This is a genomic window from Herbinix luporum, assembly GCF_900070325.1.
Taxonomy (GTDB): Bacteria; Bacillota; Clostridia; order Lachnospirales; family Lachnospiraceae; genus Mobilitalea; species Mobilitalea luporum.
This window is the reverse complement of record NZ_LN879430.1, coordinates 629,801-653,624: the sequence shown is the minus strand read 5'-3', so window position 1 is coordinate 653,624 and position 23,824 is coordinate 629,801. Positions and strand designations below refer to the sequence as shown.

Here is a 23,824-nt window from a genome sequence, read left to right as displayed (position 1 = left end):
GGTAAGCAATGTTTATTTCTAATTTACACAATCTTATTAGCCTGCATCTGGGCTTTTACACTTAACTCAGCAGCCTTAAATGCATGCTCCTGTGTCATGGCATTTTCAGTACGATTTATGCAGTCAAGTATCAGTTGACCAAAGAATGGATAGCCAACCTTGCCTGTCACTTCAAAATGCTTCTCTCCTTGCCCGTTTACAAGGAATACATGGTTAGAAGAACCATCGTTCATGCCAACATTGACATACTTACGAAGTTCAATATAGCCTTCAGTTCCCAGTATGAATGTACGGCCGTCACCCCAGGTACTAAGACCATCCGGTGTAAACCAATCTACCCTAAAGTATTGAGTAGCACCATTGTCTCCGACTAACATAGCATCGCCAAAATCATCAAGTTCAGGATATTGTGGATGATTATAATTGGCAATCTGGCTTTTAACAACTGTTGCATCCTTAGCCCCTGTATAATATAGGAACTGTTCAATCTGATGACTGCCTATATCACATAGGATGCCTCCGTAATATTCCTTAATAAAGAACCAATCAGGACGGGCCGGGGCATTTAATCTGTGGGGTCCCATTCCAAGGACTTGTATAACTTTGCCGATGGCACCTTCCTCTATTAGCTGCCCAGCAAAAACGGCTGCTTCCACATGGATACGTTCACTATAATAAACCATGTATTTTTTACCGGTCTTTTTGACCATGTCCTTGGCCGCCTCTAACTGTGCCAGAGTAGTCAAAGGTGCCTTATCTGTAAAATAATCCTTTCCTGCAGCCATAACTTTTAGACCTAATTCACATCTTTTACTTGTTATTGCCGCTGAGCAAACAAGCTTAACTTCAGGATCAGTTAAAATTTCTTCCATGCTTGATGCAACCATGGTTCCCGGAAAAGCTTCGACAAACTTTTTTACCTTTTCTTCATCGGGATCATATACCCACTTCAGCTTTGCACCTGCCTCAGTAAGCCCATTACACATTCCATAAATATGACCATGGTCTAGGGCAATTGCAGCAATGCAAAATTCTCCTTCTTTTACTACCGGCTTTGGTTTTCCTTTTGGTGCATAATTCATTCCATCGGCTTTATTCATACCCTAACACTCCTTGCTTATAAAAATCAGTAAGTCTTAATATACATATTGCTTATTTTTACATATTAGTATAAAATCAATTTATGACTATTGCTAGGCATATAACTACCTGTTTTATGCGTAATACAACTTTTTAAGGAGGATAAAATGGATCGAGAAAAATTCTACCATCCCCTTAGTAAAGACTTAATATGTGAACATAAAAATGGGGGACATTTTACAAGTCCATATCACCACCACGATGGATTTGAAATATATCTTTTTCTAAAAGGGGAGGCTAATTATTATATAGAGCAAAATTGCTATCAAATGAAGCGTGGCTGCCTCTTTAATATACGCCCCAGCGAATTGCACAGAGTGGAGTGTTTTAACCATAACATATACGAAAGAGTTTCTATTTCAATTAGATCTCCTTTGTTTAATACATTCTCAACAAAACAGACCGATCTTGCCAAATGCTTTATGGACAGGCCATTTGGCGAAAACAATCTTACTTACCTTAAGGAGCATCAGATAAATGAATTTCTATTTTTGGTTCATAAAGTGGAAAATCTTTTAGATTCAGAGGAATACGGACATGATATTTTAGCCAAATCCTACCTTAGCCAAATTCTTGTTTTTGTTAACAATATATTTCTTGAAAAGACTCAGGCAAAACATACTAATATTATGCCTCCGATTGTAAGCAAAACAATGCAGTTTATAGATGAACATTTAACAGAACCTATAACCATGGCTGATATTGCCGACCACATCCACCATAATCCCACCTACATCAGCCGTTGCTTTAAGAAAGTAACCGGTATACCCTTGCAGCAGTATATTATATATAAACGTATTATACTGGCTAAAAAATATTTGACCGAGGGCTATTCATTAAATGAAACCTGTAGGTTGTCAGGCTTTAATGATTATTCAAACTTTGCCAGAACTTTTAAAAAGCAAATAGGCTGCTCACCAAAAAAATATCAAGAACAGCCCTTTTGATAAATAGATGATAATTGTTTATAGCTCCATGAATAGACATTTGGATTTATTTCTCTATGTAGTGATGTGCCTGTGCCATATAAAGTTCATAATATTGTCTGTCCGTATGAACTATCAGCTCCTCATGAGAGCCTTCCTGAACAATGCTTCCATTTTCAAACATTGCCATTGTTATCATAGGTGTAACTTACAGTACCTTCGGTATCTGTATAGCTTATTATTCTTCCTGCCTTGTCATATTCATAGAAGGTCTTCTGCCCTCTTGCATTTGTCAGCTCCTTCAGAAGATCCATCTCATTAGTTGTCACGCCTCCCCATGGATTTATTTCTTTTATTAGTCTGGATAGCTTATCGTACTCATATTTTGTTACATTTCCATCGGGATCTGTTTTTGTAAGTACATTGCCGGCAGCATCATAAGTATACAGTGTAGTACCAACAATAGAATTTACCTGTTTGATTACATTTCCAACAGCATCATATTCGAAGGTCGTTATTTTATAAGTTACTTAAAATACAAAATGGAACTGTTACCTCATATATAAGATAACAATTCCACTATAAATAGACTTATATTAAAATCATTTAATCATTTTCATAACACTCAATCAGTTCATCCAATGACCCAAATCTATACCCCATTTCCTTCCACTTTGTAAGTAACTCATCTAAAATCTCAGCATTGGTCTTAGAGGTACTATGAAGAAGGACTACTGCACCGGGATGAATTCTTCCTAGTAACTTATCAAATGCCTGCTCCTTGGTAGGCTGTTTATCATTTAACCAATCAACATAGGCAAGACTCCAAAAGAAAGTCTTATATCCTAACTCCTTTGCCATCTCCATATTTTTCTTACTAAACTTCCCCTGGGGAGGCCTGTAATATTTGGGCATCTTCTGACCGGTTGCTTCTTCAAATGCTGCTTCTAAATCTTCTAATTCTTTACGAAAAGCATCCATAGATGAGATACTGGCCATATTGGGATGTGAATATGTATGATTTGCCACACAATGTCCTTCATCCACCATACGTTTGACCAAATCCTTGTTTGATGTTATATAGTTACCTACAAGGAAAAAGGTTGCAGGAACATTATGCTTTTTTAAGGCATCAAGTATTGGAGGAGTATTTCCATTTTCATATCCCGCATCAAAGGTTAGATAAATTATCTTTTCCTTACTATCCCCTATGTAATATGCATCATATTTTTTTAACTCATCCTGTGTGGCATTAGCAGTCGGCTGCTGCCCTTTTTCATAAAAACCCAAACCCCAGTTTTCTTCTTTTGCTTCTTTCAATTCGTCTCTTTCAATAGCATTTACCAAGATTGCAAGTCCCCCACCTAAAAAATACATTAGAATAAAAAAAATACCGGTTGCTACGATTTTCTTATAATTAATCAACCTATATCAAACTCCAACAAGTATTTATACTAATATATTTGATAAATCATCTATTCATTCCTGCCTATACTTGTCTTTTCTCAAAGCAAAATTTTTAGTTTTTATTCTTCTCTTTTTTCTGATACATGCAATTTCTTCTATATTCGCTTGGAGAAACACCACAGATACTCTTGAATATTTTCATGAAATGTTTATCATTAACATAACCTACCATCTGACTGATATCAATTATTTTTTCATCTGTTTCTTCCAAAAGCCTCTTTGCCTCTTCAATTCTAATTTTCTTCAAATAATTTACGAAATTCATTCCGGTATATTGCTTAAAATTTAAGGAGAACAAAGAATAATTCATTGAAATACTATTACTTACTACCGCCATATTTAGGTCTTTATTAAAGTTTTCACGGATATATATAATAGCTTGATTTATTTTTTCTTTATTCTTAAAATCATCAAATTCTTCCATAATAAGCTGTTGCATCTTACGAATCCAACTTTCAAACCGTTCAAAGTAAATATCTGCATTGGTATAATCTAATGGTTCCTGAAGTTCTTGGAAGGATTGTAGATCAATCTCAATCATACGCTCATAGGTGTTTATAAGCTCTTTAAGGATTCTTCTTGTTACTTCCATTAAGGTCTGTGCTGATATCTTGTTCATCTTAGCCTTAAAGCGTATGTTGTTAAATTTCTTAATCCCATCCTCTACTTTTTGTGTACCAAACAATTGAATGAACTGTTCCGGAAAATTCTCCGGTATCGTCTCATATTCAAAATTGGTATCCTCATAATGATAAAAGGGAAGGCATTTTACAAAGGCTTCTCTTCTGGCTATGACTGCCTCACCATAGGCTTCCTTCAATTCTGCTATACCAGTATGAACCTTACTAATACCCACGCTTAGGTTCTTAAGTCCATCATCCATACATTTTTTTAGCCGTTCATTATCCATTATAAGCAAGGATTGTCCTTCAACATCCCGAAGTAGAATTAGGGAATCATCTTCTGTAATATTAAATTCTCTATTATTTAGGCAACATATTAAATATGTATCCGGAAACATATTGGCAAATTGCTGCTCTATGGCATTGATTTCCTCTTTTGTAATACTTTTATTTAACAAAAGATATTTTAATTGCTGACTTCCAATCTTTTTAGATATCTCCGTTTCTTCTTTCTTACTGTCTATTTCCTCCTGAATATTGCTCATAATCTTATAGAATTTTTCTCGCTCAATGGGCTTAAGTAAATAATCCATTACACCATGACGAAGTGCTTCCACAGCATAATTAAAATCATCATATCCGCTTACCACCACTACCATTGGCTTTGAAGGCATATCTCTTATCTGCTTTACCAAGCTTATTCCATCCATTTTAGGCATACGAATATCAGTTATCATTAGGTCAAACTTTGTAGTTTGTAGTAGTTCTAGAGCCTCTTTGCCATTTCTACATTCAATAATTTCTTTAATTTCAACCGGGGCTCTTTTTAGCATTGCCACTATACCCTTACGTATCATTTTCTCGTCTTCAACGATTAACACCTTATTCATTGCCCTTGACCTCCCTATTAGTAATTGGTAACCTAACAACTACTTTGGTATAGCAATGTTCTTTTGAATACAAGCTGATACCATACCGCGGTCCAAAGGAAATACGAATTCTGTCTTGCACATTTTTTAATCCTATGCCATTGCCGCTTCCTCCGCCGGATTCAATTTCTCCGGCAATCTTCTTCTGTAATTGCTCAATAGTTGCTTGATTCATTCCTTTTCCTGAGTCAGTAATTTCTATAAGTATATCCTCACCCTCAACATATCCTTTAATATAAATACTAGAATCTTCTGCCAACTCCTCAATTCCATGATAAATTGCATTCTCCACTATGGGCTGCAAGGTCATCTTGGGAATTTCCTGTTTGTAGATAAATTGAGGTATATTAATTGCTAAGATAATTTCAAAGTCAAATCTAAGATTGATTAAATCAAGATAGTTTCTGATATATTCAATCTCCTGCTCTACAGTGACATTTTTTGAACTAAATTTCATTCCGTAACGTAATAATTTACCCAGGGAGGTTACAGCATCGGAGATTTCATATTTTTCGTCTATTTCAGCCATCATTTTGATGGATTCCAGTACATTATATATAAAATGGACATTAATCTGATTCTGAAGTGCCTTAATCTCAGAGTTTTTCATAAGTAACTCCCTGGCCAGATTCTCATTCATCAAACGCTCTATAGTATCTAGCATAATGTCAATTTCATGTCCCAGTTGTCCCATCTCATCGCTGCCATAGCGGTTAATTCTTAAGCTTAAATCTCCATCCTGAATCTTCGAAATTGTATCTAAAATATAATAAAAACGCTTTAGTAAGGCCTTTACTACTATATTAATAAGAGCCACAAGACATAGGAAAGCAAATACCAGACCAATCATAAATAAGATTTGATTTTTCCAAACATTCTTAATACTGTCTTCCATACTAACAATACGGACAAAGTTACCTTCTAGTTCTTCTATAGGTAGAATTCCTACAACAACCTTCTTATTTAGCAACTTAGTCTCAAAATATTGTTCATCAACATCATTGCCTTTCCCATGATTTAGTATTTGTCTTATTAGCTCTTCCTTGTGACTTTCCCAAATGCATTCTTCCTCACAGCCACTATAAATTCTTCCTTCTTTATCTACAAAGCCACACCACTCTTGATTACTTGATTGAAAGATTGAGTCAAATACCTCTTCCATTCGAACTGCTACCTCAATAACAGCAATATCTCCATATTCATAGTCATTTAGATTTGTGATTAATCCCATAGTATGTTCTGAGGTGTTTACTGAGTTATAGGACATAACATCTGTATAATCAAATTGCCACTGCCCTGATTGATATGTACTATACCAGTCGAATTCCTCCATTCTTTTGTGATGAAAAAGGATAGGGTATATCTCAGGAAAATCATTGGTTTTTGCATATACTCTAATCTGATATAAATAAGGATTTGAGTTAACAATATTTTCAAGTATCTCAATATCATCCTTGAATTCAAGAAGATCTATGGTTTCTAGTGTCTCCTTCCTCTCAAGTAGCAATAAAAACTCACTTAACTTTTGATAATTTAAAAATACTTGGGTTGAGGTATTACACAATTCCACTGTTTTTTGTACTACACCATGTATCTGTGTCATGGTATATTTAAGATTGCTAATTGCCTGTTTACTGTTATTATCCTTTAAATTATGAAAAATAAGCGAAAAAATACCACAGACCGGAATAAAGATAATCATTCCAATTAAAATGGTAAATTTAATATTAAGTTTTTGCCTCTTAAACCACTGTCTACTTTTTTTCATAACCTATTCCAAACCTAATTTACGTTTTGAATCTTGCATAAGCCTTGTGTATTCTTCCATTAGTTGTTCAAAGCCCAAAGCATATATTTTATCCTTATAATTTTTAAAGATTTCATCAAACTCTTCCTCTGATTTAGCAAGAAGCAATAAGGGCAAGGTCTTTCCCCACTCCAGCTTTATCTTCTTGTCAATCTGTGCAAAGCTACTATCTGCCTCAAAGACAATATCATACTGGCTGGTATATACAGTATAAGGTTTTGTCCATTCCCATAAGGAATGTGTAAGAGGATCCCTTATCTCCAACCATTGATCCTGCATCACATTATTTTGCAGCATCCAATAGGCATCATCGGCACCATATAATCTGTCATATTCATATCGATTAGTATTTAAAAGTTCTAGTACATGGGGCTTAATCACGTACTTGCCATCCACATAATCATAGGTAACCCCTTCAACTCCAAGAAAGACTTTTTTTTGTCCCTCTTCACTAATTAAGTAACTTAAAAAGGCAATGGCTCTTTCCGGATCTTTGCAATTCTTTGAGATAAAGGTAAGGGTCCAGCCATTTATACCGGCACTAGGTAATGTCGGGTCATCACCTTTAGAATTTTTAGGTCCATCTACAGCAATATAAATGCTTTCCGGATTCTTAGCATTTAAAATTTTTTGAGAGGCCTGTATGTCACTTCCTTGATAGAGAAGACAAAAATATCTTCCCTTTGCCAACTTTTCTTCCAGTTGTACACGTTTGTCAACAAATATTTCTTTCGATAAATATCCCATTTCATTTAACTCTCTAAACATCTTTAACCAATTCAAATAGTCCTCATCTATATATCTATGGTTGTATTTTCCATCTATTTCAAAGGGTACAGCCAAGAAATTTTGCAGATATTTATCAAAAGAATTACATCCTTCATCATAAAATTCATCAGAACCAATGGGTATTAATGGTTCTCCGTTTACATAGGGAAACATTTTATGGGCTTCTATTACCGCATTTTTAAATCCTTCTATGGTGGTCATATCAGGACTTCCAATGGCTTCATAGATATCTTTACGTACTAAAAAATTCTGGTTGCTTCCTATATTAATACCTGATTTAAAATCCTCTGGCGTATAGGCAGAATTGGGATATGCGTATATATTTCCATCCTCCTTCGTATACCAGTTAATCACCTGCTCATTGGTTACCTGATAAAAGTATGGATCATATTGATCTGCAAGGATATTCAAGGCATATACCATATCCTTATTAATCATGGTCTGTGCCTGTTCCTCCCACCAGCCTAAGGTAATAAAATCCGGCAAAATATCTGAGGCAATCATGGCATCAAGTTTCTGAGATTCATTTCCTGTCGGTACAATAAATTTGATGCTAACCCCCGTTTCAGCAGTAATAGCCTTGGAGACAGCATTCTGTCCCCAAGGCGTAGTATACCAAGAATAATTAATATACCAGTCAAATGTAATCGGTTCCTGAGCCAGCCTTTGCCATGCAGGTGTCCCTTCATCCACCTGATTTGGAATATCATCCTCTTTTGACTGACAGGCTATAAACATACAGAGTATCAGGATGGTAAGAATCATTATAGATATTTTCTTTACCATAGAATCACTTTCTCTCATTTTTCACTATCTACAACTTGTTCCACATTTTATTCTTTGGATATAATGTCTAGCATGTATTGTAAGAGCATATTGATTTTTCATCCAATCGCACAGAACTTTATAGATATTATAACGGATTTTTCAAATATATGCCAGTTATTACGGAAAATTGTTTTACTCTTTTACCGCACCGGCTGAAATACTGCTAATTATGTATTTAGAACAGAAGCAAAATACTATTAGAATTGGAATAACTGAAATTGCCACTGCAAGATATATAGCCCCTTGATTACTGGTTATATCTGTGGAACTATTTAAGGAGGCAATCATTACCGGTAAGGTGAATTTCTTAGGTGTATTTAATAAAATTAAGGGAACTAAGTAACTATTCCAGTTGCCGATAAATGAACCGATAGACATGGTTGCTACTCCGGGTAACATAATCGGAAAGACAATTCTATGGAAAATATGTATTTCACTGGCACCATCAATTCTTGCTGCTTCTAATAATGATCTAGATAGAACTGATATTAAATACTGTCTTAAAAAGAAGACAGTTCCCGGTGCAGCTATGGCCGGAACAATCAGGGGAATGTAGGAGTTTACCAATTTTAATTTTGCCACTAAATTATAAAAACCTAGTAAGCTTAGCTGTCCCGGAATCATCATGAATATTACAATTATTATCAGCAGGGTTTTACCGCCTCTAAAGTGATATATGGCAAGGGCATAAGCTGTTATGGCAGAAAAATAAGCGGTTAATATGGTAGCCGGTATTGCCACCATTAAACTGTTGGCAAAACCACGGAAGAGATTAAAATATCCGGATACTATTTTCCAATTATCTGCGAGAGATTTGCCGGGGATAAAACTAAAGGAAGTCATAATCTCAATGCCACTTCTTGTAGAATTAACCATCATTAATACAAATGGTAGTAAGCATACTAAAGATAATATAATTAATCCAAGATAGATAATCATTTTTTTTATTCTATAAGCCATATTAGTAGTCCTCCTTCTCTCGCATCAGTTTGTATTGAACAACAGAAATTACTAATATAATCGCAAACAAACTATATGCAATAGCAGCTGCATACCCTACCTGATTAGTACCTACTTCAAATCCAAACTTATATAAATACATAATAACGGTCTGTAGACTTCCGGAAGGATTACCATGGGTACCTCCGCTAATCAAGAACGGTATATCAAACATCTGTAGTCCGCCGATTAAAGAAGTAATACCTACATATAGTAAAATGGGCCTTAATAAGGGAATTGTAATCTTTGAAAATATCTTCCATCTTCCTGCTCCATCAATGGCTGCTGCTTCAAAATAATCTTTTGAAATACCCTGTACACCTGCCATTAATAAGATAAAGGAGTTGCCAAACCACATCCAAGCACCAATGCCACCGACAAAGTAAGGAGCTATAGCACTATTTCCAGTCCAATTTATGGGACTATTTTCACTAATACCCATAGCTGCCAATAATTGATTGACAGTTCCGTATCTCCAATCAAATAATGTTTTAAATAAAAATGCTACCGAGGTTGTTGCAATAATATTGGGAAGATAAAATACAGCTCGAAAAAAACCCAGTCCTTTAATTTTATACTTAATATCATTAAATACAATTGTTAATAATAAGGCAGTACCTAGCTGTAATACAATATTAAATCCCCAGATTTTTATAGTATTGCCAAAGGCTCTCCAGAAAAACTTATCTCCCACAACACGTTCATAATTATCCACGCCTACGAAATTGGGAGTTCCAAATCCCTTATAGTTTGTAAAACTCAAGTATAAGGTTCGAAAAACCGGATATACACTAAAGATTAGGAATGTTATTATAAAAGGTGCTACAAATAGATATGCCCAGTTGTTTCTTCTGCCAAGTTTATTAACTTTTCTATCATTTATCATGATTTGTTTCCTCCAACCATATAACAAACACGAACGGACTGTTCTTACATATACCTTTGGGAAAATTTAATAAATTGTGCGCCCAACAAATCTCTTTCAGTATTTTGTCAGGTATTTGTTGTTCGCACAATTTATATTCCTTAGAGTTTAGCCATGCCTACTATTTTTAACTACTCTCTATTTACTTTAAGTTCAGGAAAAGTTGATTCTACAACATCATAAAATTCATTAATTGCTTCTTCTTTAGTTTTCTCACCTGTCTTAATAGCAGTTATGGCTGCACCCCAAGCATCACCGATTGCTTTGTCATATCTAGTGACCTTTGAGTAATCAATTCCTTTAGCCTGTTCTAGCCAGAACTTATAAAGTTGTTGTCCGCCATAAATTTCATTCTTATCTTCTGCATGTTTCTCTAAGGTAGGGATGTAGGATACTGTATCACCTTCAGATTTCACAATCCACCATTCCATTGTGTCCTCTGTTAAGGTACAAAACTTTAAGTATTCCCAAGCCAGTTCTTTTCTTTTACTAGCTTGGCTGATACCGATGAAAGTACCGCCACCAAATCCATAGGAGGGACCTGCTGCAACTCCCCATTTTCCTGCAGTTTCTCCAACGTTATCTCTCATAGTTAAAACGCCCCATGCAGGAAGTCCATATGCAAATACTTCAACGGTTTCTTTACCTTCAGTTGCTGCCGCAAAGGATTCAGCATCCCATATATTCATATCATCTGTTCCCCATTGTGTTTCAGCTGTTAACAAAGGAACAGGGCCTTTCATAGCTTGATACCAAGGAGCTGCCCACTGGCTAGCAAATGCGGTATAATCATTTTGATATAACTGAACGCATAGATCCATATAATCATATCTAGCTTGATCAACATTTAAAGTTCCATCGATAACCCAAGCAGAGTCACCGGAGAAATAGTTAGTTTCAGCATCAGAGGCGAATATCTTGTATCCGGCCTGCTTTAATGTCTCAGCTGTTTCTAAAATGGTCTTATAATCCTTAAATAATTTACTGATTTCATCGGGATCATCTGTATTAAATACCTTCTGTGCGATATCTCTTCTATAAAAGAAGCCTGCAGGGGTAATCTGATAACTAATTGCTCTTTGAATACCATCTTTGTCCTGTCCGACTTTCCAAACATAATCTACAATCAAATGAGCATAATCTTGTGCATTGTATGGTGCCTGATTTAAATCTTCAAAGAAGCCTGCTTCAAACATATCCTCTAACATCTGTGGCTCACCTACGATAATGTCAGGTTCTGTTTCGCCACCAAGAAGTGCAGATTGAACCTTTGTAGGATAATCAGCGGGAGCAATAACTACTGTTTCAACTTCAACTCCGGGATTCTTCTCCATAAAATATTCAGAAAACTGCTGAAGGTCAGAGGCAAGTGTCCATACTACTAACTTTCCTTCTAGAGTTTTATCTGCTTCTGAAGAAGTATTGTCCCCACTGGTAGTAGGAGTTTTGTCTGCTTGACTATCATCTTTTTTACCGGAATTATCCTTGCTGCCACAAGCAATCATAAAAATGGTTAACATAGAAACCAACAAAAAAATTAAAACTTTTTTTGCTTTCATAAATAATACCTTCCCTTTCTCAATCACACCTGTGTTTTCTTGATGATTTTATTATAAATACTCCATTTTCCCCATGTAATGGTTTAATTTTTAAAAAGGTGTTCATATTTTATTTTTATATCCTTACTAGCACAGCTTTGATTTGGATAACTTCCTTATTTCTAATAAGATTAACCGGTTCACCTTCCATAAACTCAGCCTTTACTGTTATTACATTCCCATCCTTAGTAGTTACTTCATAAGAGCTTACTTTTGCATTGTTAGGTGTAATAGTATTCTTATCCGGAAGTTGATAGATTACCGGTATGCTACCTAAAAACATAGCTTCAATCTTATCTTCTCCAATCAGATAATCTGGAATCAGTGGTTGTAGACCAAGCATAAGTCTTCCTTCCGAAAAGATAAATGGCTGTTTACCAAACATCATAATCTGCCACATATTTAAAAACTCAACAGTGGATCCACTTAGTCTTGCTACAAAGCCTTTTCCATGAATCTTTTCATCTGGATTAGCCGAGCTGGCAATAAAGGAAGAATTCTCAAGTAAGCTTCTTCCATACTGCTCCTCCTTTAAGAAGCAAACAGCAGCTTGATGAAAATCATTAATAAATTCCTCATACATACCTGCCTTTAATATCTCCAGCAGATATTTATACTCCATATGCAACCAGATGGATTCATTTTCCAACCAACCCGGTGTAAAGGATTTGGCTCTTCCTAGCTCATAACTGGCATTTTCCAAATCTGCATTTACCTTATACATTTTTAACTTGTTATCATAAAGCTTGCTATTTTTTATTACCTTGTAGAGATTTTTCTTAACAGAAGCTTCCACCTTGGTCTTAAAAAATCTTACATTTCCCTCTAAAAAGTCCGGTGTTTTTTCTAAAATAGCATCAAGGATTTCAATTCCCTCTTCAGTCTTTTTATAATCTGTTACCGTATAATAAAAATAGGTTGGACAAACACCACTACCATTATTTTTATGTATATCCCAAGCGTAAGAACAAGCAAGATCTACTACCTTGTGCAATACTTTAATAGCCTCTGCCATAGAACTGAAGGTATACTCCTTCTCTTCACCCCTTAACTGATATTTCACAGCTTCCCTATATAGCTCTAAGGCGCAATTCCTTTCCTTCCAGAATTTAATTCGATCCTTTGAGCTAATGGATGAGGTATCTTCATATAACTCTAGATAAGAATTTGCACTTTCCAGTAAAGATGTTAGGAGATTATCCAGTTCTATAGGAAGATGCAAGTTATTATCATAGTTACTTAACACCTCTTCTAGATAATCAAATAGCCTTGCCAGCTCATAAGTTTCAGCCATGGATGAACCTAGTAAACCCGGAAGTCCATTGAGGGCATCATACCAACCGGGTCTTCCCCCTTCCATTTCAATACCAAGTCCATATAAATCAAGGGCAGCAAATTTTACGATACCTATAAGTAACATCTTCTCTAGTAGACTATGCTTAACTTGCTTGCCTTTTTTATCCTTCAATAAACCGGGGACAAATTGGCTATTTATTTCAATAAAATTATATTGTCTTATACCTTTTTCTGTCTCAACATATCGTTTTCTTGCGGGAAGCACAAATCCTTTTTGCAAGGGATAGGTATAACTTCTGTCTCCAAATAAAAGCTTCTCCTTACGTTCCGGATAGATAGCCAGGTATTCTTCCACAAGGTCCAGATTGTAGGTCCAATGGTCGGACCAATATCCTTCATGAAATTCTGTATTTTGAATTGCTATTGCTTCTTTAAGAATTGGATGGAATAAATCCTCCCTTCCAAGTTCCTTTAATCTCTTTAATAGCCTTCCCGGAGTAAATACCTCCCTTAAAAAGTCTTTAAGCTCTGGGTATTTACCAGCCTTATCTTCCTCTAGGAAGTATGTGATTTGCTCAATCCCCAATGGATTATAGCCGTCAATTTGAATTGTATTATAAAAGAAACGAATACTAGCTTCCTCTACATAGGGTGAAAACCTCACATCACAACGGCGATTTTGATTTACATCTCTAAAATTGCCATTTCCTTGGGAGTAGAATTCCGGCATAACTTTAAAGTAGTTATAATCACGCTCAATATCTCCATGCTTTCTGGAATAGAGGTAATACACCTTATTTTCTCCAAGGAGGATAGGTTCTCCTCCCCGAAGGACATTATCTAAATAGGTCTGTCTACAATATAAATCAAAGATCTCGTTACCGGTTTTAGTATAAATCTTTTCTGTAATCTTCCATGGTAATGTCCTTGCTTCTTCATATTTATTTTGGAAATATCCTTTTTTTAATACCTTTTCATATAGAAGGGATAAGTTATCTATATTCTCAGTCTGTCCGTAGAGTTCATAAATTGTATAAGTCTCCCCAGGTTGTAACTTAAATTTATCTGTAAAGAAGCAACATGGAACATCATTCTCCATTCTCTGGCTTTTTTCTAATAAGTGCAAAAGACTATGCTCCATAAATTCAATTGGATACTGTAAGGAGCTATCATAACCAAATAAGGTTTCTGTACTGACAATTACTTGCTTTACAAGTCCATTATGATTTATGGCTAGACCATAGTTGCCCCCTTTTACAGCGTCTACTTGCGCATGATCCTCCATACTGGCCCGCACCTTAAAGATAGGACATCCTGTATGGGCATTAAGCACCTGCATCCATGCTTTGGAAGTCTGCCCCATCTCATTAATGCTTTTTAGATCCACTCCATAGGGTAAGACTGCTGCCATGCCATCTACAAATTCAAAATCCCTAGCAACTGATTTGCTGTTCTTAAGGGTAACCTTTCTTACTAGTCCAGCTACATCTTCCCCAGGCAAGGTATAATAAAGGACTTCAATATCAAACTTCCCCTCTGAGTTCTCTTCCTTAATCTCTAATTCATTCATACCAATGGCCATAGAATGGTTCATTGCTTCCTTGGAAAAAGCTTCATGAACCTGATTATCTACCTTGATAAAGGTACGAAATCCTAGTCTCTTAGTATTTTGATATGCTTGGTGTGCAGGATAAAATTGCATGATGGAATGATCCTTATCCTGGATACCAAAGCTTGAGATAGCCTGTCCCCGGTTAACATAGAAACACCATAAGGGGATGCCCCTTTCACCTGCGATACCAGGAAGAAAATTTGAAAAAGTTGACTTTCTACCGTAATTATAAATGACATATCTTTTTTCTTTATCTATCATAACTTTATCCTTTCTTTTCTTAAGACTATTAAATCACATAAATTTTTTAGGATACTAAGCTAACTTTACTCTAATTACATGTTCTTTCTCTTCCTCTAGCTCCTTAAGATAACTTCTTTTTATTACAGGTAAACTATCTTCAAAGTCATGTTTTAAATCATCAATAAAAATCTCTTCTACTTCATAGTCACCATATTCCTTCATCTCTGGGTTTTCATAGATAAGAAGAAGCTTTCTTCTTGCAAAATAAAAGCTTATCTTTGCATATCCTTCCTTATCAAATTGACATGCCATAAGCTTTGGCTCAATAACTAAGTCTCCTAAATCTCCTTTAACTCCAAACATTTCTGTAAGTACCGTTAACATATACCAGCTTGCAGAACCAGTCAGATAATTGTAAAGCCCCCTACCATTCTGATTAAAATATTCAGGAATTCCAGGATAGATACGACTACTTTCAAAATCAGCTGCCTGCAAGAATAGCTGATTTAGGGCCCTATATCCTTCTTTTACAAAACCTCTTGAATATAAGGCATTGGCATACATAACCGTCATATGGGAGAATACGGATCCATTTTCTTTTGAACCATATGCAAATCCAAACATTCTTCCCAAATCCGTCTTTAATTCATTGAAATTCGTATTAAGACGATAACCTCCTATCTTATCGTCAAACAATAACCGGTCCGCTGCCTTTACTATCATGGAAATCTGCTGATCCGTTGCCGTACGGCTTAAAATTGTAAATACTTGACCGGTAAGCATCATACGAATTCCGCTTTCAAATATTCCCTCAACCTTATTTTTATTGTTATCGTAATAACTGTTAAACCATCCTCCAAGTTCTTCTTCCCCTGTAGCTATCCATTCTTTTGATCTTATATTCTTTTTAATCTGTTCAGCTTTTTCCAACAAATCTTTAGCTAAGATTTCACAGGAAATCCATTCTTTTTTACCGGAAATATAACTTCCACAGTTATTACAATAATTCTTTAGAATTTCCCGCTTCTTCTCCACAGACTTATATATATTAGGATCATTACCGATTAACTCCATAAGTTCTGTGCAAAGAGCTACCTTCTTCCAATCTTTTTCCTTATATAAACGAAGTAAAAGTTTTCCCAAATTCTCAAGGTTTCCTGCATAAGCAGCACTAAATGCTACACTTTCTCCATTTTCCTTGGCCATATCTAAAGCATCATTCCAATCGGCTCCCAATAAGCGCATATGGCCATGGTCTCCAACATCATAAAAAGCTGTCAAATTCTGTACCAGAATGTGCTCTAGAATGGTACCTTTATAAATCTCATTGGTATGGGTATGTAGCACTTTACTGTCCTCCTGCCATAAACCATCCATCTCGGTACCCCGATGTATGATTCTATCCTTAAAGTAGCTTGTCTCCTCCAATAGAATTTCATAATCTCCGGTCTGATTTATATAAAGAAGAGTTGTCATACAAGGCCATACACCATGGTCCATCCACATTCTTACAATAGAATTGCGGTCCGCTATGAAGTCTCCCGGCTCCTTACCAATAATGGTGGCATTGCTTCCATCTATGCGCACACCACCATAATAACTGAGCAATTGATTACGAATGGACTCCTTAGAATTTAATAATAAAGCAAGGCTATCTTGCCAAAGGTCACGGTATCCTCTGCCTCCCCTACCATAATCATGATGTGGTAAAAAGGAGCAGCCATAAATTCTACGAAGGGTAGGTTGAATCCCAACCCATTTTAACCATTGATCAAATTCTTTATTACCGGTCTCTACTTCAATTCCTAACTGTTCTTCCCAGTACCTAACAGTTTCTTCAAAGACCCTTTTCTCATTTTCTGGATTAAGAAGCTCTAGACCCTGATTGTTATAGCTTAATATAATGCAATATTCCTTTGTTTCTCCGGGTTTTAAGACCACTTTATCCATCTTCATTGCAGCTATGGACTCAAAACCTTCTACTTTATCTCCCTCATACATAGCAATACTTTTGCCATAAGTCTGGTCTACAACAGCCTTAGGATATGTTAAGTTACCACCCTCTCCTATGAAACTTTCTAATACCGGATAGAAGGATATCGGTGCTTTTCCTTCCTCATCCAAAGTGTATACTCCATAGCTAACATTATTTTTCACATGTCCCCTCTCATCAAAAGATAAGGTTGGTTTCACTTCGATTCCGTTCTTTCTTACAAAAGTCCGATGCAAAAGACTGGTAACATGCCTATGATCTCTGATGTTATCTGCACTTCTACCGTATAAAGGTATTGCCACTGTAGGTTCTATAGTAAGTTTATCCCTGCCAATGTTTTGTGCTGTAACCTTCATCATTTCCGCCTGATGTCCGATAGGGGCGTAGCTTAACACCGTTACTGCTATACCAAGGCTAGCATTTTCTCTGGTCATCTTATGCCATAGTCTACCTGCTTCTACAGTAACAAAGTCCTTCTTTTCCTCACTCTCATCCTGTTTAGCTAATACCTGCAATGGCGAACAACCATTGGCTGCCCAAACAGTTTTTTTATTTATACGAAACCAGACATTTCGTCCGTTATTAGTCATATGAAGCCCTTCTACACTTACAGGCTCTAATAAAAAAGAGTTCTGTCCTATTTTATTGTCCCCGTGCAGATTAGGAGTAACACAAGCCATTACATCAGCGTCATTCCCAATAGGAAAATATAGATAACTGTTTTCATCTGCCTTATCTAGTTTAAAGTTCCCACGGGAATTCAAATATTTAATCTTCATCTTATACACCTCTTGCTTAATACTCTGTCCTTACATTTGAAGCTACTTTGCTATCTTTATTTTAGAAAAGCAGTATATTTATTTCAGTATGCTATTTATTATTATGGTGTGATTATTTTACCTTTGTTTGTTAAGTTAAATAAGAAAAAGAAAGCCACAACATCTTAGTAAGCTTGGACCTAAACTAACAATGTTATGGCTTTCTTATATTGAACTGACTCCTAATAGATAAACCTGAAAATATAGCTTTGGTTTTATTCCTCTTTGTATTATAATCTCTGTTGATTTCTTAGTTATTTGAAATTTTATTCTCCAATACTTCTATTACCTCACCTGTTCTTCCCCTAATTTAACCTTCACAAATTCCAATTATAATTTCTATTATGTACAATAAAAGTGATATTTTTTCATACATCCTGTCTTATATTTTTAGCATAATTCTAATATTTGACTTTATTAAAGTCAACCATTTTGGATATATTATAAGAATTTCTCATTTTTTTCTAGTATGTTTATTGACAAAACTTACAATTGGCTGTAATATGAATATAACCCCAATATTTTACATACTGTGCCACTAATCTGGTATGACGTAAATGCATAAATAAAAAAGAAAAGGAGGAAAAATTATGAAGCCTAAGATTAAGAAGATGATGGCTTTGGCAATATGTATGTGTATGGCTATCATGATCATCTTACAAAGCACACCAATACACGCTGGTCAAATGATTTACAACAATGCCACTGGTACACATGGCGGTTACGACTACGAGCTTTGGAAAGATCACGGAAATACCAGCATGGAACTGAACGATGGTGGTACTTTTAGTTGTCAATGGAGTAATATCGGTAATGCTCTATTTCGAAAAGGGAGAAAATTTAATTCCGATAAAACCTATCAGCAAATAGGTGACATTACAATTGACTATGGATGTCAATACAATCCATCTGGAAATTCCTATTTGTGCGTTTACGGTTGGACAAGAAGCCCGCTAGTTGAATATTACATTGTAGAGAGCTGGGGCAACTGGCGTCCACCGGGAGCAACATCAAAAGGAACCATCACAGTAGATGGGGGTACCTATGATGTGTATGAAACTACCCGAGTAAATCAGCCTTCCATCGATGGAAACACAACATTCCAACAGTATTGGAGTGTTCGTACATCCAAGAGAACAAGTGGAACAATCTCCGTTACTGAACATTTTAAGCAATGGGAAAGAATGGGCATGCGAATGGGTAAGATGTATGAAGTAGCTCTTACCGTTGAAGGCTATCAGAGTAGTGGAAGCGCTAATGTATACAAGAATGATATCAGAATAGGCTCATCAGGAAATCCAACTCCTACTACACCTGCAAGCCCAAGTACTAGAAGTGCATTTACAACAATTGAAGCTGAACAATATAATAGTACTAATTCCTCCACTATAGAAGAAATTGGAACGCCAAACAATGGTAGAGGGGTTGGTTATATTGAAAATGGTAATACCTTAACTTATAGCAAAATTGATTTTGGTAATAGTGGTGCAACAAAGTTCACTGCAACTGTAGCAACTGAAATGAGTACTTCCATTCAAATCCGTTCTGGCAGCGCTACCGGTACTTTACTTGGTACCTTATCTATAGACCCTACAGGTAGCTGGGATACATATCAAACCTTATCTACAAACATTAGTAATATTACTGGTGCTCATGATATAGTATTGGTATTCTCCGGTCCAGTCAATGTAGACAACTTTATATTTAGTGGAAGTGGCTCACCAGAACCTACACCAAGTACTGACACAAGAAACGCATATTCTAACATTCAGGCCGAAGATTATGACAGCAGTTATGGCTCTAATCTTCAGACCTTTAGTTTATCAGGTGGTGGCAGCGCCATTGGTTATATAGAAAATGGATATTCTACTACCTATAAGAATGTTAATTTCGCTAACGGCTTAGCTTCTGTAACGGCAAGAGTTGCTACACAGAACGCAACTACCATTCAGGTAAGATCTGGAGGATCAAATGGTACTTTACTTGGTACAATCTCTGTTCCTTCGACGAATAGTTGGGATTCTTATCAGAATGTAACTGCTAACCTTAGCAATATTACAGGTGTGCATGATATTACCCTTGTTTATTCAGGGGCTGTGAATGTAGACTACTTTGTATTCAAAGCTGCAAATAACCCTGATCCTACTTCTGCTCCTACCCCTACCCCTGTGGCAGGTGCAAAAAGTGCATTTTCTAATATACAAGCCGAAGACTATGACAGCAGTTATGGCTCCAATCTTCAAACCTTTAGCTTAACTGGTGGTGGCAGTGCCATTGGCTATATTGAAAACGGCTATAACACTACCTATAAGAATATTGATTTTGGTAGTGGTGCTGTTTCGGTAACAGCAAGAGTTGCTACTGAGTTTGATACAACAATTCAAGTAAGATCAGGAAGTGCAACAGGTACTTTACTTGGTACAATTTCTGTTGGGTCCACAGGAAGCTTTGATACTTATAGGGATGTATCTGCGAACATTAGCAAAACTACTGGAGTAAAAGATATCGTTCTTGTATTCTCAGGTGCGGTTAATGTCGATTACTTCAAATTTAGTGCACAAGCCTCTTCCGGTGATACACAGACTGCTACTTTATTAAATACTTATGGCAGTCTATTAGGTAATATGGGTACCTGCATCAACTACAACCAATTAATTAATGCCAATACCTTAAATGTTGTAAAGCAACAATACAATAGCATTACTTTGGAAAATGAGATGAAACCAGACGCAATTCTGGGTTCCAGTCCAAGCCTTATTTCTGTTTCTGAGGCTAGAAATCTTGGATATTATATTCCAAGCAACTGGCAGGATTCTATGGTTCCAAGACTGAACTTTAGTACCGTTGATAGAGTTATGCAGATTTGTTCTGAAAATGGTCTTCGAATGAGAGCTCATACCCTTGTATGGCACAGTCAGACCCCTGGATGGTTCTTTAGAAGTGGATTCAATGGTGGTTCAGGTTATGTTAGTCCTCAGGTAATGGATGCACGTGAAGAATTTTATGTAAAATCTGTAATCAATCATGTATATAACAGTCCCTATGGTGATTGTGTATATGCTTGGGATGTTGTTAACGAGCATCTTCACGCTGTTAATTCAGGATGGGCAGCCATATATGGTAATGCAAAGAATGTTTCCTTTGTAAGAAATGCTTTCATATATGCACATGATGCATTAGTTGCTCTTGGAAAGAGAGACAGCGTTAAGCTTTTCTATAATGACTATAATACCTATGAAGTAACAAATGATATTGTTTCCTTAGTTAAGTACATCAATCAGAATGGTAAGTATTGTGATGGCGTAGGTATGCAAGCCCATCTAGATACAGGATATCCAAGTGCAGCTGCCTTTAAGTCAGCGCTTCAAACATTTTTAAATAATGGATTTGAGGTTCAAATTACTGAATTTGATGTAACCAATAACAATGCTACTACTCAAGCAAATTACTGCTATGATATCTTCAAGGGAATCTTAGATTGTAAGAAAGCCGGTGGCAATATTACTGGTATTACAATCTGGGGCTTATATGATAGCGTTTCTTGGAGAGCTAGTCAGTCACCTTTACTATTCAGTAGCTTAACACAGCCAAAGCAGTCATATCATTCGGTACTGAAAGCCTATACGGATTCAGGCTATAGTATTGGCGAACCTGGCACCCCAGGTGAAGGTAATACTCCCACACCTACCCCTCCTCCTACCACCGGTGCTAAGAGTGCATTTACCAATATTCAGGCAGAAGATTATGACAGCAGTTATGGCACTAATCTTCAGACCTTTAGCTTAACAGGTGGCGGCAGTGCCATTGGCTATATCGAAAATGGTTATACCACTACCTATAAGAATATTGATTTTGGTGATGGTGCAACATCTGTAACAGCAAGAGTAGCTACCCAGTATGCTACTACCATCCAGGTAAGATCAGGAAGTGCATCAGGTACCTTACTCGGAACAATTTCCGTTGGGTCCACAGGAAGTTTTGATACTTATAGGGATGTATCCGCTACCATTAGTAATACTACCGGTGTAAAAGATATTGTTCTTGTATTCTCAGGTGCCGTGAATGTAGACTACTTTGTATTTTCAAAATCAGCTACATCACCTGATCTTTCTGGTAAAAAGTTAGTTGCACTAACATTTGACGATGGTCCGAATACAACCACAACTCCTCAGGTTCTTGATGTTTTAGAACGTGAAGGTGTCGTTGCTACCTTTTTCCTAATCGGAAATAACATCAATGATAGTGTGAAACCAGTAATGCAACGTCAAGTTAGTCTTGGATGTGAATTGGCTAATCACTCCTGGAGTCATAGTGATATGAGCACTATGGGTTATTCCCAAATCCAACAAGAGATTACAAATACAAATAACAAGATTTATCAGATGGTTGGAGTAACTCCAAAGTTCTTCCGTCCACCTTATATTTCAACAAGTAATACCATGTATCAAGCAATTGACCTTCCATTTATCGGCGGATTAACTTGTAATGACTGGGAAAACTCTACTTCAGCAGCTCAAAGAGCATCCACCGTTCTGAATAATGTGAAAGATGGCGATATCGTTTTATTGCATGATTTTCCTGGCAATAACAATACGGTACAAGCATTAAGTACTATTATTCAAGGGTTGAAAGACCGTGGTTACGCATTTGTAACTGTTAGCCAGCTTTTTGAACTAAAGGGTGTAAATCCTAATGTAGAGTACAAGATCTGGAATGGTGCAAACTAAAAGGGGAAGCCTTTAATTGTGCCAAAGTAAATTAGACATTAATGGCTTTGTAAAATATTCTGATTAAAATGGAGTATTTAAAGATAGGAAAAGAGTTTATCTTTTCCTATCTTTTTTGCTTCAAATTCATATTATTTCAATTAACTATTAAAAGAGCTGATAGTCCTGTCCTCTTAGTTTATATTATTTCTTATAAGTAAACATTCAAATCATTTGTGCCTATCTCTTTCAGGAAAGCTTCTTCCTTGGTATTAATTACCTTTTTAATTTTAAATATTTGAACCTTACTTAATGGAGGATTAAATTTAATTGCCCCCTCTATAAATCCGTTATTTATAATTTTATTATATAATTCTTTTATAAATGTTGACCATTCTTTTAGATTATTTACCTTACTCTTATCTTGCAAATACCTAATTCCATCAGCAGCATAAAACATCATTAATGCGGTACTTAATTGACAGCAGTCTTTATGAATAATTTTTTTCGGTATCTCAAAACCATTATCCCAATTATAATTATATGCATATAGATGCAATATTTCAGAGTCAGCAATTTCATCTATTAATCTTATTACATCAACTATATTTTTATCATATAACATTTGTTTAACAAACTCTTCAACATTCTTATCCATGTATACACTCACTTATTTGATTTATTTCTAGACCTTTTTCCATAAATCAACTATTGCTCCTTGGTTGGGATATAATGGTTCTGGTTTAACCCATTTACCATTTGCAAATTCTTCTACGCGTCTATGTGGAGAAGTTTTGCTTTTATCAAATCTTATTTTTCTTGTTCCGCCTTTTGATATGAAATGTCTCCACTCTGCACTCTCTGAGCCAATCAAAATACAATCACTTAAGAACTCACTAACTAAGACTATCTGCCAGGCTCTATAGGTGAGTCATCTGCTCCCTTTGTGGCTCTGTGCCAGAACTATTCACTTTTTTACACCACCTTCTTCTCCAGCCTTACCTCAAAGACCTTTCTGCATTTAGGGCATTAGATTTCAACATCTGCATAGTCGGCATCAAATACTCTGTGATTACAGTGAGGACAGCGGACTGTGTACTGTTTCTTACTCACCGGACTTCACCT

15 protein-coding genes are annotated in these 23,824 nt (G+C 36.1%); 2 read left to right on the top strand and 13 right to left on the bottom strand.

All coding sequences use genetic code 11. From position 1 onward, the window contains the following. Positions 1 to 23: 23 nt before the first annotated feature. The gene (locus SD1D_RS03050) at positions 24 to 1,100 is read right to left on the bottom strand and encodes a Gfo/Idh/MocA family protein (RefSeq protein ID WP_058257554.1); all 1,077 of its coding nucleotides are present in this window, start codon (positions 1,098 to 1,100) and stop codon (positions 24 to 26) included. A gap of 147 nt (positions 1,101 to 1,247) precedes the next feature. On the opposite strand from SD1D_RS03050, the gene SD1D_RS03045 reads away from it, so the two are divergent. Beyond that, complete coding sequence (locus SD1D_RS03045) at positions 1,248 to 2,087, top strand: AraC family transcriptional regulator (RefSeq protein ID WP_058257553.1); 840 nt, start codon at positions 1,248 to 1,250, stop codon at positions 2,085 to 2,087. A 155-nt stretch (positions 2,088 to 2,242) separates the two neighbouring features. Here SD1D_RS03045 and SD1D_RS12305 read toward each other — a convergent pair whose 3' ends face one another. The 10 genes from SD1D_RS12305 to SD1D_RS02995 form a co-directional block, all read right to left on the bottom strand. Beyond that, positions 2,243 to 2,395 (bottom strand): RHS repeat domain-containing protein, encoded by a 153-nt coding sequence (locus SD1D_RS12305; protein WP_087758739.1) that lies wholly within the window; start codon positions 2,393 to 2,395, stop codon positions 2,243 to 2,245. A gap of 277 nt (positions 2,396 to 2,672) precedes the next feature. Beyond that, positions 2,673 to 3,443 (bottom strand): delta-lactam-biosynthetic de-N-acetylase, encoded by a 771-nt coding sequence (gene pdaA, locus SD1D_RS03035; protein ID WP_058259177.1) that lies wholly within the window; start codon positions 3,441 to 3,443, stop codon positions 2,673 to 2,675. Between the two features lie 142 nt (positions 3,444 to 3,585). Beyond that, positions 3,586 to 5,046, bottom strand: a complete 1,461-nt coding sequence (locus tag SD1D_RS03030) for a response regulator (RefSeq protein WP_058257552.1) — start codon at positions 5,044 to 5,046, stop codon at positions 3,586 to 3,588. Next, positions 5,039 to 6,853, bottom strand: a complete 1,815-nt coding sequence (locus SD1D_RS03025) for a sensor histidine kinase (protein ID WP_058257551.1) — start codon at positions 6,851 to 6,853, stop codon at positions 5,039 to 5,041. Before SD1D_RS03025 ends, SD1D_RS03030 begins: the two co-directional genes overlap by 8 nt. 3 nt (positions 6,854 to 6,856) lie before the next feature. Then, a complete protein-coding gene (locus tag SD1D_RS03020; RefSeq protein WP_058257550.1) occupies positions 6,857 to 8,467 on the bottom strand; it encodes a type 2 periplasmic-binding domain-containing protein in 1,611 nt (536 codons plus the stop codon). Between the two features lie 174 nt (positions 8,468 to 8,641). Further along, positions 8,642 to 9,469, bottom strand: coding sequence for a carbohydrate ABC transporter permease (locus SD1D_RS03015; RefSeq protein ID WP_058257549.1), 828 nt, complete (start codon positions 9,467 to 9,469; stop codon positions 8,642 to 8,644). Position 9,470: 1 nt separating this feature from the next. After that, complete coding sequence (locus SD1D_RS03010; protein WP_058257548.1) at positions 9,471 to 10,394, bottom strand: carbohydrate ABC transporter permease; 924 nt, start codon at positions 10,392 to 10,394, stop codon at positions 9,471 to 9,473. 170 nt (positions 10,395 to 10,564) lie between these two features. Then, complete coding sequence (locus SD1D_RS03005; RefSeq protein WP_058257547.1) at positions 10,565 to 11,992, bottom strand: ABC transporter substrate-binding protein; 1,428 nt, start codon at positions 11,990 to 11,992, stop codon at positions 10,565 to 10,567. Positions 11,993 to 12,107: 115 nt separating this feature from the next. Then, positions 12,108 to 15,200 (bottom strand): hypothetical protein, encoded by a 3,093-nt coding sequence (locus tag SD1D_RS03000; protein WP_058257546.1) that lies wholly within the window; start codon positions 15,198 to 15,200, stop codon positions 12,108 to 12,110. A gap of 54 nt (positions 15,201 to 15,254) precedes the next feature. Next, entirely contained in the window at positions 15,255 to 17,954 is a 2,700-nt protein-coding gene (locus SD1D_RS02995; RefSeq protein ID WP_058257545.1) for a GH36-type glycosyl hydrolase domain-containing protein, read from the bottom strand. A gap of 629 nt (positions 17,955 to 18,583) precedes the next feature. Between SD1D_RS02995 and SD1D_RS12390 the strand changes: the two genes are divergently transcribed. Continuing rightward, positions 18,584 to 22,720: a carbohydrate-binding protein gene (locus SD1D_RS12390; protein WP_330398635.1), complete on the top strand. Its 4,137-nt coding sequence runs from the start codon at positions 18,584 to 18,586 to the stop codon at positions 22,718 to 22,720. A 190-nt stretch (positions 22,721 to 22,910) separates the two neighbouring features. Here the strand turns inward: SD1D_RS12390 and SD1D_RS02975 are convergent, their stop codons facing one another. Continuing rightward, the gene (locus SD1D_RS02975) at positions 22,911 to 23,357 is read right to left on the bottom strand and encodes a DUF4274 domain-containing protein (protein WP_058257544.1); all 447 of its coding nucleotides are present in this window, start codon (positions 23,355 to 23,357) and stop codon (positions 22,911 to 22,913) included. A 27-nt stretch (positions 23,358 to 23,384) separates the two neighbouring features. Further along, entirely contained in the window at positions 23,385 to 23,573 is a 189-nt protein-coding gene (locus tag SD1D_RS02970) for a hypothetical protein (RefSeq protein WP_058257543.1), read from the bottom strand. Between the last annotated feature and the right edge of the window lie 251 nt (positions 23,574 to 23,824).

Excerpts from the sequence above, each read along its gene's own strand:
- SD1D_RS12390 (WP_330398635.1), top strand. The coding sequence starts at position 18,584 with ATGAAGCCTAAGATTAAGAAGATGATGGCTTTGGCAATATGTATGTGT.
- SD1D_RS03025 (WP_058257551.1), bottom strand. The coding sequence starts at position 6,853 with ATGAAAAAAAGTAGACAGTGGTTTAAGAGGCAAAAACTTAATATTAAA.
- SD1D_RS03015 (WP_058257549.1), bottom strand. The coding sequence starts at position 9,469 with ATGGCTTATAGAATAAAAAAAATGATTATCTATCTTGGATTAATTATA.
- pdaA (WP_058259177.1), bottom strand. The coding sequence starts at position 3,443 with ATGTATTTTTTAGGTGGGGGACTTGCAATCTTGGTAAATGCTATTGAA.
- SD1D_RS03045 (WP_058257553.1), top strand. The coding sequence starts at position 1,248 with ATGGATCGAGAAAAATTCTACCATCCCCTTAGTAAAGACTTAATATGT.
- SD1D_RS03020 (WP_058257550.1), bottom strand. The coding sequence starts at position 8,467 with ATGGTAAAGAAAATATCTATAATGATTCTTACCATCCTGATACTCTGT.
- SD1D_RS02995 (WP_058257545.1), bottom strand. The coding sequence starts at position 17,954 with ATGAAGATTAAATATTTGAATTCCCGTGGGAACTTTAAACTAGATAAG.
- SD1D_RS03010 (WP_058257548.1), bottom strand. The coding sequence starts at position 10,394 with ATGATAAATGATAGAAAAGTTAATAAACTTGGCAGAAGAAACAACTGG.
- SD1D_RS03000 (WP_058257546.1), bottom strand. The coding sequence starts at position 15,200 with ATGATAGATAAAGAAAAAAGATATGTCATTTATAATTACGGTAGAAAG.
- SD1D_RS03005 (WP_058257547.1), bottom strand. The coding sequence starts at position 11,992 with ATGAAAGCAAAAAAAGTTTTAATTTTTTTGTTGGTTTCTATGTTAACC.
- SD1D_RS03050 (WP_058257554.1), bottom strand. The coding sequence starts at position 1,100 with ATGAATAAAGCCGATGGAATGAATTATGCACCAAAAGGAAAACCAAAG.
- SD1D_RS03030 (WP_058257552.1), bottom strand. The coding sequence starts at position 5,046 with ATGAATAAGGTGTTAATCGTTGAAGACGAGAAAATGATACGTAAGGGT.
- SD1D_RS02975 (WP_058257544.1), bottom strand. The coding sequence starts at position 23,357 with ATGGATAAGAATGTTGAAGAGTTTGTTAAACAAATGTTATATGATAAA.